The organism is Flavobacterium galactosi (assembly GCF_048158585.1).
Taxonomy (GTDB): Bacteria; Bacteroidota; Bacteroidia; order Flavobacteriales; family Flavobacteriaceae; genus Flavobacterium; species Flavobacterium galactosi.
Genome location: NZ_JBLNKV010000006.1, coordinates 331,772 through 344,383 on the forward strand (window position 1 = coordinate 331,772; position 12,612 = coordinate 344,383).

The 12,612-nt window shown below is 33.8% G+C and carries 14 protein-coding genes; 12 read left to right on the forward strand and 2 right to left on the reverse strand.

What is annotated here, in order from left to right; all coding sequences use genetic code 11:
• Window positions 1-53: 53 nt before the first annotated feature.
• The 4 genes from ACM55M_RS14665 (at window position 54) to ACM55M_RS14680 (ending at window position 3,562) form a co-directional block, all read left to right on the forward strand.
• Window positions 54-1,004 (forward strand): phytanoyl-CoA dioxygenase family protein, encoded by a 951-nt coding sequence (locus ACM55M_RS14665; RefSeq protein ID WP_416858397.1) that lies wholly within the window; start codon window positions 54-56, stop codon window positions 1,002-1,004.
• 57 nt (window positions 1,005-1,061) lie between these two features.
• The gene (locus ACM55M_RS14670) at window positions 1,062-1,682 is read left to right on the forward strand and encodes an HAD family hydrolase (RefSeq protein WP_416858398.1); all 621 of its coding nucleotides are present in this window, start codon (window positions 1,062-1,064) and stop codon (window positions 1,680-1,682) included.
• Window positions 1,683-1,870: 188 nt separating this feature from the next.
• Complete coding sequence (locus ACM55M_RS14675; protein ID WP_416858399.1) at window positions 1,871-2,932, forward strand: MBL fold metallo-hydrolase; 1,062 nt, start codon at window positions 1,871-1,873, stop codon at window positions 2,930-2,932.
• 69 nt (window positions 2,933-3,001) lie between these two features.
• Window positions 3,002-3,562, forward strand: coding sequence for a TetR/AcrR family transcriptional regulator (locus tag ACM55M_RS14680; protein WP_416858400.1), 561 nt, complete (start codon window positions 3,002-3,004; stop codon window positions 3,560-3,562).
• Window positions 3,563-3,722: 160 nt separating this feature from the next.
• On the opposite strand, the gene ACM55M_RS14685 is transcribed toward ACM55M_RS14680, so the two are convergent.
• Complete coding sequence (locus ACM55M_RS14685) at window positions 3,723-4,085, reverse strand: hypothetical protein (RefSeq protein WP_416858401.1); 363 nt, start codon at window positions 4,083-4,085, stop codon at window positions 3,723-3,725.
• Between the two features lie 268 nt (window positions 4,086-4,353).
• Here ACM55M_RS14685 and ACM55M_RS14690 point away from each other — a divergent pair, with 268 nt between their 5' ends.
• The 5 genes from ACM55M_RS14690 to ACM55M_RS14710 all read left to right on the forward strand — a co-directional run bounded on the left by ACM55M_RS14690 (window position 4,354) and on the right by ACM55M_RS14710 (window position 8,009).
• On the forward strand, window positions 4,354-4,791 hold the full coding sequence (locus ACM55M_RS14690; RefSeq protein ID WP_416858402.1) for an acyl-CoA thioesterase: 438 nt from the start codon (window positions 4,354-4,356) through the stop codon (window positions 4,789-4,791).
• Window positions 4,792-4,829: 38 nt separating this feature from the next.
• Complete coding sequence (locus tag ACM55M_RS14695) at window positions 4,830-5,198, forward strand: nuclear transport factor 2 family protein (protein ID WP_416858403.1); 369 nt, start codon at window positions 4,830-4,832, stop codon at window positions 5,196-5,198.
• A gap of 167 nt (window positions 5,199-5,365) precedes the next feature.
• Complete coding sequence (locus tag ACM55M_RS14700; RefSeq protein WP_416858404.1) at window positions 5,366-6,376, forward strand: aldo/keto reductase; 1,011 nt, start codon at window positions 5,366-5,368, stop codon at window positions 6,374-6,376.
• Window positions 6,377-6,445: 69 nt separating this feature from the next.
• The gene (locus ACM55M_RS14705; RefSeq protein WP_416858405.1) at window positions 6,446-7,366 is read left to right on the forward strand and encodes a helix-turn-helix domain-containing protein; all 921 of its coding nucleotides are present in this window, start codon (window positions 6,446-6,448) and stop codon (window positions 7,364-7,366) included.
• An 88-nt stretch (window positions 7,367-7,454) separates the two neighbouring features.
• Entirely contained in the window at window positions 7,455-8,009 is a 555-nt protein-coding gene (locus ACM55M_RS14710; RefSeq protein ID WP_416858406.1) for a hypothetical protein, read from the forward strand.
• 27 nt (window positions 8,010-8,036) lie between these two features.
• On the opposite strand, the gene ACM55M_RS14715 is transcribed toward ACM55M_RS14710, so the two are convergent.
• On the reverse strand, window positions 8,037-8,882 hold the full coding sequence (locus ACM55M_RS14715; protein WP_416858407.1) for a transglutaminase-like domain-containing protein: 846 nt from the start codon (window positions 8,880-8,882) through the stop codon (window positions 8,037-8,039).
• A 213-nt stretch (window positions 8,883-9,095) separates the two neighbouring features.
• On the opposite strand from ACM55M_RS14715, the gene ACM55M_RS14720 reads away from it, so the two are divergent.
• From ACM55M_RS14720 to ACM55M_RS14730, 3 genes are all read left to right on the forward strand, one after another.
• On the forward strand, window positions 9,096-9,800 hold the full coding sequence (locus ACM55M_RS14720; protein ID WP_416858408.1) for an aspartate/glutamate racemase family protein: 705 nt from the start codon (window positions 9,096-9,098) through the stop codon (window positions 9,798-9,800).
• 52 nt (window positions 9,801-9,852) lie between these two features.
• Window positions 9,853-10,653, forward strand: coding sequence for an NIPSNAP family protein (locus ACM55M_RS14725; protein WP_416858409.1), 801 nt, complete (start codon window positions 9,853-9,855; stop codon window positions 10,651-10,653).
• 168 nt (window positions 10,654-10,821) lie between these two features.
• Window positions 10,822-12,504, forward strand: a complete 1,683-nt coding sequence (locus tag ACM55M_RS14730) for a Na/Pi cotransporter family protein (protein ID WP_416858410.1) — start codon at window positions 10,822-10,824, stop codon at window positions 12,502-12,504.
• Window positions 12,505-12,612 lie beyond the last annotated feature (108 nt).

The following is a 12,612-nucleotide window of genomic DNA, read 5'->3' on the forward strand; positions in this document are numbered from 1 at the left end:
TATTAACCTGACCTTTGCTATATCAATTTTAAAGAAATAAAAAAATGAAGACAATGACAACCAACAACGGATTAAATAAGGGACATAAAGAAATTCCCGGAAATCCGTCAGTAGCAACTAGCAGTAAAGTGAAATTAAGCGACCGGAGCAATGGGGAAAAGTTACGCGTATTGACCGAAGAGGAATGGGCTTTTTGGATTCACAATGGGTATGTAGTCGTAAAAAATGCAGTTCCAAGAGAACAGGCAGAGAAACTGGCTAATTATTTATGGGAATATGAAGATAAAAAACAAAATGATTCTGAAACATGGTACAAGCCAACACTTTCCATGAAAATGTCGGAACTGAACAACACCGGAATGGTGGAAATATACAACCATCAGCATTTATGGGATAACCGTCAATTTCCAAAAGTGCACCAAGCTTTTGCCGATATTTGGGGAACTGAAAAGCTGTGGGTCACTATCGATCGTGCCAACCTTAACTTCCCAATTCGACCAGGGCATGAATACAAAGGTTTTATTCATTGGGATTATGATCCTGAAACGAAACCTCAAAATGTTCAGGGTGTATTGGCATTAGCGGACCAAAATGACGAAAATATGGGTGGTTTTCAATGTATCCCTGAACTGTTCAGAACCTACGATACCTGGAAACTTACACAACCTGAAGACCGTGATCATTTCAAACCTGACACTACTGGCTTTGAATTGGTAAAAGTTAAAATGGACGCAGGCGATCTTTTGATTTTCAACAGCTCACAACCGCACGGCATCAGACCAAATAACAGTAAAGATAAAGTCCGAATGGCACAGTATATAGCTATGATTCCTGCAGATGAAGATAATGAGGAAATGCTTCAATGGAGAATAGATGCTTGGAAAAACAAACATGTACCTGAAGGATATGCTTTTCCCGGAGACCCTTTGAACCGTGAAAGTAAACAGCCTGTTGCTGAGCTTTCCGATTTAGGTAAAAAACTTCTTGGAATTGAAAAATGGTAACTACAATTGTGGCGGTGAAACCATCGCCACATGTTTTTTAATTAAAAAAATGAAAAGATGAAAAAAGCGATAATTTTAGATTTAGATAATACAATATTTTCAACACCATCCATTGGAGACAAACTATTTGCTGACCTTTATTATCTCCTGGAAATCAATCTAAACGAGTTTGATGGAGATTTGGAAGACATCAAAAAAGATATTAACAGAAAACCCTTTCCTGTGGTTGCCAAGCAATATAAAATGACCCAATCATTATACAAAGATGCATTACAACTATTGAGTGAGCTTACTTATAATGAAACGATTGAACCATTTCCAGATTACAATGAAGTTACTAAAATCCAGTGTGATAAATTTTTGGTTACTTCCGGTTTTCCCAAATTACAAAACAGTAAGATAAAACAACTTGGGATAGAAAAAAACTTCAAAGGAATATATATTGTGGATGCAATAATGACCAAGGATACTAAAAAAAATGTTTTTAAAAATATCTTACATTACTATAAGTATGATACCTCTGAAGTATTAGTGATTGGCGATGACCCTGAATCGGAAATCGCTGCTGCCGAAGAACTGGGAATTGATGCAATCGTTTATGACAAATTAAATTTATATGCCAATTACTTTAAAAACCCTAAAATTTCTGATTTCAACCAACTCCAAAATTATTTATAAATTCGTCTACCTTTTTGGGTGCAGTCTATAGAAGCATTTATGTTTTACACTCGAAATGAAAAAGAATCCCAATAAATTTACTTTTTAGAAAAACTATTGCCAATTGAAAAAATAGATTTATATTTACTGACTGATTAGTCAGTAATAAATATGTTTTTATTTCAATTTATTTAATTATCTTATTCATAATGAGTATATTATACTATTTAAAACAAGTAAAATTCGGTAAACTGCCTACAGGCAAAAGATTGGAAAAAATTAAACAATCTCCGAATTATAAAAACGGTTCTTTTCAAAACCAAAGTATAACTCCTGACCTGACGGAAGGAGCAAGCTATTATACCGTTAGTAAAGAGTTCTTTTTTGGGCAACATAAGAACGTTACACCAGTTGATGAAATTCCAACCAAAAAAACAGACCTTTTGAATGTAGACCTAAACGAAAATATTTTGGTTTGGTTTGGGCATTCCTCCTACTACATTCAAATTGATGGAAAACGAATTTTAGTTGATCCCGTTTTAAGTGGTGTTGCTTCTCCTTTTTCATTTTCAACAAAAGCTTTCAAAGGAACTGATCGTTACACAACGGATGACATTCCCGAAATTGATTACCTTTTTATTACGCACGACCATTGGGATCATTTGGATTACAAAACTATTTCAAAGCTAAAACCTAAAATCAAAAAAATAATCTGCGGACTTGGCACCGGCGAACACTTTGAATATTGGGGTTTTGACACCACTAAAATCATTGAAAAAGACTGGAACGAGAAAATAGTTTTGGACGAAGGTTTTACGGCACATACGGTTCCTTCAAGACATTTTTCGGGTCGTGGACTAACTAGAAACAAGGCACTTTGGACCTCGTATGTTTTACAAACACCAACAATGCAAATTTTTCTTGGTGGTGACAGTGGGTACGACAAACACTTTGCCGAGATTGGGAAAACGTTTGGCATATTTGATTTAGCCATTTTAGAAAACGGTCAATATGACAAGAGTTGGAAATACATTCACCTGATGCCAGATGAAATTTTGCAAGCAGCAAAAGACTTAAATGCCAAACGAATTTTCCCAGTCCATTCATCAAAATTTGCGCTAGGGAATCATCCTTGGTATGAACCTCTGGAATTGATAACAGAAAATAACAAACAAGAAAACCTAAACCTCATCACACCGATGATCGGTGAACAGGTAAATTTAAAAGATACAAAACAACAATTTTCCCAATGGTGGAAAGGGGTAAAATAACCACATAAATTACTTGTGAATAAAGCAATCCCTAGCGGTTTAAGATTCGATAAAAATAAAATCTGAATAATGGACAAGAGAGAAAAATTACTGGCGGCGGCACTCAAACTATTTGTTGAGTTTGGTTTTCACGATACACCAACAAGTAAAATTGCAAAGGAAGCAGGCATTGCCAGCGGCACCTTGTTTTACTTTTTTCCAACAAAAGACGAATTAGTCAAGGCCTTATATATTGACATTAAAAGCCGCCTGAATGAACATATTTCAGAAACAATTAAAGACGAAAAATCGTTGCAGGTAATCATGAAAGGATATTATTCTGCTACACTTCATTGGGCATTAAAGCACAAGACAGAGTTCCGTTTCATAGAACAATTCAATTCTTCCCCTTACTTAAAACAAATTGCAGAAGAAGAAATTCAGAAATACATTAAACCAATTATGGCTCTTTTAGAAAAAGGAGTAAAAGACAAAATCATAAAGCCGATGGATGTTGACCTCATTTTCACATTAATCTGTGGACACACTTTCAGCGTCAATCAATATTTAGTTGCAAACGAATTTTCAAAACCCAAACAAGACATGGTTATTAATGACACTTTTGAGCTGCTTTGGGATATGATAACATAAAGACAAGTAAACGAATGAATTTAGAACAGCATTATACTACGCTATACAAAGAAACGATTGTGACGGACACGTATTAAATTGACAATCAAATCGATTCGCTTTTGGATAATAGAAAGCAGCAAACAAGAGTTTGCTGCAAGTTAAATTTACTAAAAATCAATTAATTTACTGCCTTAGTAGACTTCCCTACCGTTAAATAAATGTGATTATTAGGATACAGGAATTCGATCTTAGTATTCTGCTTATTTATTCTCATTTCTATTTGTTCCTTTTCATTTTCTAAAGTATAGACGGTATAATTAGGATCGAAAGAAAAAACACCTGACTTAACAATTTTATATTTTAATCTCATTTCAGTAAGAAAGAATACCACATTACTCTTTTTACTATCTAAGAACACGAAAGAATATTCGTTTCCCGTCCTATCACATTCTCCTTTTTTGAAAGGTTCCTCGTCTATGCAATACCGCTGAACGTTAAAGACCTGTTCTTGAGCACACAAACCGCCAGTTATAAGTAGCATTGAAATTATTTTTTTCATCCTTCTTAGGTTATATTTTATTATCCGGAATTGAATAATTATTATTTATAATACAAAAGATAGGCCACATTAATTTTTTCGTTTCAACAAGCAATAAATTAACAAATTACTTTTGTTTGATTATCATAAAAAAGCCTTAAAAACAAGACCTACCGTCATTACAGTCCTTTTTTATTAGTATTTTCGATTTTCTAAATCTATATGCTTTCACAAAAATTTAATCCTGAAAGTATCCTAAAACAACATAAAAATGACTTCATTTATAAAAGAATTATCTTTCCGTTGGTCTGATCTTGACCCTAATTTTCATGTACGACATAGCGCTTATTATGATTTTGGAGCACAACACCGTATCGAAATTCTGGAAAGTCTTGGATTAACGATGAAGGTGATGCAAGCACAAAGTTTTGGCCCTATTCTTTTTAGGGAAGAATGTGTTTTTAGAAAAGAAATAAAAATTTCGGACAAAATTTTTATGCATACCAAAACCTCCAAAATGAAAGCAGATGCTTCGCGCTGGTCTATTGTACATGAGTTTTTGAATGAAGACAACAAACTTTGTGCAACCATAACCGTTGATGGCGCTTGGATGGATACCAAACTTCGCAAATTAGCTTCTCCTACTCCCGAAATTGCAGTTCAAGCCTTGAGTATTTTCCCTAAAAGTGATGATTTTGTAAGTCTTTAAATCTAAGACAATCCTGTACTTAAATTATAGCGGAAACCATGACAAAAAACAAGCAAACTATACAAAAATATATGGAAGCCTTTATGGCTAGTGACCATGAAAAAATTTTATCCTGCTTAATTGAAGATGTTACTTGGGAAGTACCAGGAATGTTTCGTTTATCTGGGAAAGAAGCATTTGATAAGGAAATAGAAAACGACAATTTTATTGGTAGTCCAACCATACAAATTATTAGAATGACAGAAGAAAATAATATTGTAATCGCAGAAGGTGCGGTCCAATGTAAAATAAAAAATGGCAATTTACTAGACGCCGTATTTTGTGATGTTTTCCATATGCAAAATGAGAAAATAAAACATTTAACATCCTATTTAATGAATAAATCAAACTCAACTTCAACGTTATAACTAATCATACAATCCCATTTAAATGCGATTTATTTTGTGGCTAACTTTGTTTTTTAAACCCAATTTCCCCATTTTGGATACAACTATAAGAGATTGAGTTACTTTTAAATTTAGTATTGTACTGACATTTGCATTGTTAATTTAAATCCATAATTAAATAAAAAAGTATGAATATTAATAAAAAAATCGAATTGGGAAGTCAAGGACTTTTTGTTCCAAAAGTAGGATTGGGTTGTATGGGAATGACCCAAATTGCAGGAATGGATGTTTATGGAAAAGCGGATGAAGCCGAATCTATTGCTACTATTCACCGTTCATTGGAACTAGGATATAACTTTCTAGACACTGCAGATTTATACGGTCCTTTACTAAATGAAAGGCTTGTCGCCAAAGCCATTAAAGGAAATAGAAATAAATATACCATTGCCACAAAATTTGGCTATGAAATCGATGACAATGAACAACTGACTTGGCAATTCAACGGTACAAAAGATTATGTAAAAAAAGCCGTGGAGCGTTCGCTTAAAAACTTGGAAACAGATTATATTGATTTGTATTACTTGCATCGTTTAGACCCAAACACGCCAATTGAAGAAACTGTTGCGGCAATGGCTGAATTAGTAAAAGAAGGAAAAATTGGTCACATCGGACTTTCGGAAGTTTCATCGGAGACAATAAAAAAAGCCCATACTATTCATCCTTTGACTGCGGTACAAACAGAATATTCTTTGTTTGAGCGTGGCGTAGAAGAATCAGGAATTTTAAAAACACTTCAAGATCTTGGAATCGGGTTTGTGGCTTATTCCCCATTAGGCCGAGGATTTATTTCTGGCGATATCAAAAGCCCTGATGATTTTCCTGATAATGATTTTAGAAAAAATTTACCTCGTTTTCAAGGTGAACAATTTTACAAAAACATTGCCTTGGTAAATGAAATAAAAACATTGGCTACCGAAAAAAAAATAACACCTTCACAATTAGCGATTGCCTGGATTGTTTCAAAAGGTATTTTACCAATTCCGGGAACAAAACGTGTGAAATATATCGAAGAAAATAATGCTGCTGCCGAGATTAAATTAAGCATTGAAGACCTAAACCGTTTAGAAACCATCATCCCCTTAGGAACCATCACAGGTGATCGTTATGATGCTGCCAATATGGTCGCTATTGATCAATAAAACAACATTATTCAGTAGGAAAAGCTATCTTTACTATTCACTTTTCCTACTGAATTTATAATTCGCATCATGAAAAAAGAGACCAATTCTCCGTATATTATCAATTCCATTTCTGAGTTGCATCGTTTATTGGAATTACCTAAACCAAAACATCCGTTAGTTAGTGTTATTAATCTGAATGAAATAAAATGTCATTTTGATGAAAGCATAAAAAGTTTCATTTATAATTTTTATTCGATTTGTACTAAAAAGGATTTTAAAGGTAAATTGAAATATGGACAAAACTATTATGATTTTGACGAAGGTATAATGACTTTTTTTTCACCGGGTCAGGTAATTTCGACTGTTGTCGATGAAGATATAGCGCTTTCGGGAATATGGTTAGTCGTTCACCCAGATTTTATCCAAAATTATGCCTTGGCAAAAAGCATCAAAGGCTATGGATTTTTCTCTTATGCTGTAAATGAAGCGCTACACCTTTCGGATAAAGAAGAAGCAATGATTACAGACATTATGCAAAAAATTGATACCGAATATTGTTCTGTAATAGACGGTTTTAGTCAGGATGTTATACTCTCACACATTGAATTATTACTCAATTATTCCAACCGATTCTATAACAGACAGTTTATTACCCGAAAAAATGCCAGTAATGATTTGTTGAGTAATTTAGAAAAATTGCTTTTGGATTATTTTAATGGTAACAAAGTTCAGGAATTTGGCCTTCCTACTGTTTTATACATTTCAGAGCAATTGAATGTCTCTCCAAATTATTTGAGTGACATGCTCCGATCACTCACTGGACAAAGTACGCAGCAGCATATTCACGATAAGTTGATAGAAAAATCCAAAGAAATTTTGACTACAACTTCTTTATCAGTTAGTCAAATAGCGTACCAATTGGGCTTTGAATACCCACAGTCTTTTAGCAAATTATTCAAAAGCAAAACCAATGTTTCGCCTTTAGAATTTAGAAGTTCGTTCAATTAAACATAAAAATGTATTATTGATAGCGTGTTGTTTTTGTGAAAACTAATGATACATTTAGCGATTATTACAAAGCACAAAAACAAAAAACATGAAAAATCCCATACTAAAGAACAGTATTTTAAGTCTGATTATTTTAAGCTTCGTATCATGCTCATCAGGAAAAACAGCTACCGTTAGTGGGAAAGTTTCGGCTATTCAAAAAGGGGAAGATGGTTATACTGCGACAATTGAAAATGCAAAAGGACGCATTTATTTTGGAACAATTAGTATTCCCAATTTGAGCAATCCTCAATTATTCAAACAGGCGGAAATTGGAGATACAATAGTTGTGAAAGGAGAAGTTTGGAAAATGAGAAAAGAAAAACAAATTACTGTCAGAGAAATATTGGAACTGAAAAAGAAAAACATTGCTGAAGCTAAAATCACCGGAATAGTACAATCTGTAGAAAAAGGAAAAGATGGCTATACTACCAAAATAAAAACAACTGAAGGCGCAATCTATTTTGCTGTAATCAGTATTCCAAATCTTGGAAGCCCCGAAAAACACCGTGAATTTAAAATAGGAGAAAACATCACTTTGTTTGGAGAAATCTGGAAGATGGGAGACGACAACCGAATCACAGTCAGAAAAATTTTAGATTAAAAACTTCTAAAATAAAGCAATAGAATTTCATTCATAAGAAATCGCTTTGGTATCAAGTTCAGAATTAAAAGGTATAAAGTCAGCTGTAGTGGGATGGCATTCAATTTTCATGAACGTACAATTAACATTCCCAAAGTAACTGGCTACCGCTACTTCTGAAGCATCTTTCCCATTCGCTATTTTTACTAATCCATTAGCAACAGCTAATTTAGTGGGATCAAAAAACAACCATTGTCCACCAATATAAGCTTCAAAACAGGCGTGAAAATCCGGTGGATTAAGATTATAGGCATATCCGGTAAAATAGCGTGCCGGTATGTCTAACACTCTGCACAATGCAATCCCTAAATGGGCAAAGTCTTTACAAACACCCACTTTATTGAGCAACGTATCACAGGCAGAAGTACTGGAATTAGTAACGCCGGTTTTGTATTCTACAGTATTGAAAATCCATTCATTTATGGCTTTTGCTTTAGTATATTCATTGGGCAAATATCCAAATTCATTCGTGGTAAATTCCAATAATTTATCCGATTCACAATGCCTGCTTGGAGAAATAAAGGGTAATACTTCGTGATCCAGATTTATAATTGGTATCGATTTCAAAAGTACTTTTTCATCATAAATTTTATAAAAAACCTCTACTTCTGCTTGATAAATTATTGTAAAAAATAGGCCTTGCTCTACCTCCATTTTCACAAACCGAATACCCGAATTTTTCAAAGTAAATTCCTCAAACTTTATGGCGGGAGTAACAGTAATAGATTCCGAAATAATTATTTGGCTTGCTGATTTTGCTGCCTGTATATTAAAAATAAAGGTAGTTGGAGAAAAGACTTCATATGATAATTCACTGTATACTTTAAATTTCATTTTGTAAATGTACCAATTTGCAACTGCCACTAAATACGATTGCTTGATTTATTCTCCGCCGCTATTCGCTTTTATCAGATTCTTAAATCGGATAGAATCTATTTATGCAATTCCAAAAAAGTGATGCTTTTTTTTATACTTTTATAAACACAACAAGAATTACGATCGGTTTTGAAAAAAGGATTATAAATCGACAAACAAAAATAAACAGAGATGAAAACATTGGGACTTATTGGTGGGATTAGCTGGGTTTCTACTGCTGATTATTATAAACTTATTAATGAAGGAGTAAACGAGAAACTGGGAGGCATCAATTTTGCCAAATGCATAATCCATTCTTTCAATTATGCAGATATTATAAGAAATAATAACAACAATGATTGGGAATCAACATTTATCATGCTCTCCGAAGCCTGTGAAAACCTACAACAAAGTGGTGCCGAAGCAATTGTTTTATGTGCTAATACAATGCATCTTTTAGCCGATCGAATTGAGGAAAAAATGTCGATACCCGTAATTCATATCGCCACTGAAACTACAAAAGAAATAAAAAAATTGAATCTATCCAAAGTAGGGCTTTTAGGAACTAAATTCACAATGGAGCTGGATTTTTTTACCTCTAAACTCAGTAATCAAAATATTGAAACTTGCATACCGGAGCAAGATGACAGAGATTTTATTCAAGATACCATTTACCATGAACTGGGAAAAGGAATCATTAACCCCGAAACGAAACAGCGTTACATCAGTATCATCAATAAATTAATAGAAAATGGTGCTGAAGGAATTATTCTGGGTTGTACTGAAATTCCATTATTAATTCAACAAGAGGATATTGCCGTTCCTATTTTCGACACTGCCATAATTCATTCGGCAGCTGCAGTGGAATTTGCTTTAGGCGAAAACATATCGCTGTAATTCTCAATTATTATTAATTAAAATATAATTAAATATAAATCAAAAATAAAATATGAAAGTAACAAAATTACTATTCCTAATGGGTATCGCTTTAGCCATTACCAGCTTTAAAACAATAACTTCTGATTCTAAAATCGTAGCGCCATCAAGAGAATTCTACCAACTCAAAACCTATATTTTCAAAACGGAACAGCAGGTACAAACTACTGATAAGTTTCTGAAAGAAGCGTATTTGCCAGGATTAAAAAAACTGGGAATAAAGAATATTGGGGTTTTCAAACCAAAACCAAATGCTACTGACACGTTAAAAAAAATTATAGTGCTAATTCCTTTTTCGTCCCTATCACAATTTCTTGGATTGGAAGAAAAACTGGCCAAAGACAAAACCTATTTGGCTGCAGGAGCAGATTATTTGAATGCCACTTATAAACAAGCACCTTATGCGCGTATTGAGTCTGTTTTATTGAAAGCATTCGCTAATCATCCCTTGATGACAACTCCAGCTTTAAATAGTCCAAGAGCAAATCGGGTCTATGAATTAAGAAGTTACGAATCAGCAACCGAAGCGATTTATAGAAATAAAGTGGATATGTTCAATGCCGGTGGGGAAACAAAACTCTTTGACCGACTTGCTTTTAATCCTGTTTTTTATGGCGAAGTGATTTCGGGAGCCAAAATGCCAAACTTGATGTACATGACCACTTTTGCGGATCAGGCCAGCCGAGATGAGCACTGGAAATCCTTTGTAGATTCCCCAGAATGGAAAGGATTAATAGCTATGGAAAAATACAAAAACAATATTTCACATATAGACATTACTTTTTTGTACCCAACTGATTATTCTGATTATTAGTTTTGCAAATCATAATTTTAATCCTAAACTATAACCTTTAAAAAGTTGTAGTTTTTTTATTTAAAACCTTAAAATTTTTACTTTTTCCCGAATAAAAACAAGTACAAATACCTCATTAAGAAAAGATTAAATCATTAATTTTAAGTATCTTTATTTCTATTTTTAACTATGGAAACTCTCAATATAACATTAAAACTTTCCGCCGGCGTGGGACTGTTCCTTTTTGCAATGTATCTTGTGGAGGAATCCTTAAAAAATCTTTCCGGGAGAAACTTCAAACTGTTTCTGCAGCGAATCACAAAAAACAACATTGGTGCGGTTGCAGGAGGAACAATTATAACTGGTATTCTACAGAGTAGTTCTATGGTTTCGTTGATGGTTTTGGCATTTGTTGGCGCCGGTGTTTTCACCATGAAAAATGCTATGGCCATTATTTTGGGGGCAAACCTGGGAACAACACTTGCAAGCTGGCTGGTGGCAACACTTGGTTTTAAAACCAATATAGAAGTGATTGCTTACCCGGCAGTTTGTTTAGGAGGTTTTCTCCTAATCCTTCTTGGGAATCGCAAAACCATAAAATATGTTTCCTATTTTCTTTTGGGATTTGGTTTAATGTTTATTGGGCTTTCCTTCATGAAAACGGCTATGGAAACGCAGGTTCAATATTTTGATTTTTCACAATATGCTTCGAAGCCATTAGTGATTTTTTTGATAATTGGTTTTTTGATTACGCTGGTTGTTCAATCTAGCTCCGTAACTATGGCGCTTACATTGAGCGCACTTCACGCCGGAGCGATAGGGTTTCCAATGGCAGCCGCAATCGTTCTGGGCAGTGAAACTGGGACCATTATTAAAATAGTATTGAGTGCTATTGGCGGGAATGCTTCCAAAAAACGAGTGGCACTTGGCAATTTATTATTTAATATTTTCATCACTGCCATTGCTTTTGTATTGCTTAGACCTATTCTTTTACTGATAACTGATATTATAAAAATCAAAGATCCAGTCATTGGGTTGGTTACTTTTTCGAGTTTAATAAATCTGTTAGCTATTGTAATCTTCCTTCCTTTTCTTGAACTTTTCACGAAATTTTTAGAACGTTTTTTTAAAAATTCTAATGGGTCAACAGTTGCTTTTATAAGCCACGCTTCTATTAATGAACCGGAAACTGCGCTCGATTTGTTCCGAAGAGAAACAAAATACTTCATTCATAATTCGATGCTTTTTAATTTGGAATTATTCAAAATTGATACGCTACCGATTCTAAAAAATGATGATTTTAAAGCCATCAATGAAAAAAGAAATTTCTTTACGAAAACCGAAGAAGAAAAATATGAATTCCTGAAACAATTACAGGGGGAATTACAGATTTTTTATTTGAAACTGAGAACAAAATTAGAAGGAGAAAAGCAGGCTGAACTCAACCAACTGATTTCTGCCGTGCGCAGTTCGATGCACTCTGTGAAAAGCGTGAAAGACATTGGAACCAATATTACGAATCTCAGACATTCGTCAAAAGACATCAAATATAATTTTTTTATACACCATAAAAAAGAAACCGAAAATCTATACCTTCAGTTGAATGCATTCCTCTCCGAGGATAAAAAAGCAAGCTTTGAAGAACTACAGCATCTATTTGATTCCATTCAGAATAATTATAGCTCAGCGCTCAATAATTTTTACACAGAGGCACAAAACGCATCCATTGAAGATATTGATATCACTACAGTCATTAATTTTAACCGGGAACTTTTCACCTCGAATAAAGCGATGCTTATGGCAGTAAAAGAAATTTTATTGGAGGAAAAACAAGCCGAATATTTTAATGAGATCCCAATTTACAGAACCTAACGCACACAAAATTTGGTTCCTTTTCAATTAGCCAGGTCATAAAATTGTTTTTGGGACACTTTAATCCAAAAATTTTGTAAGTTAATATCCAAATTATATAAACCATTT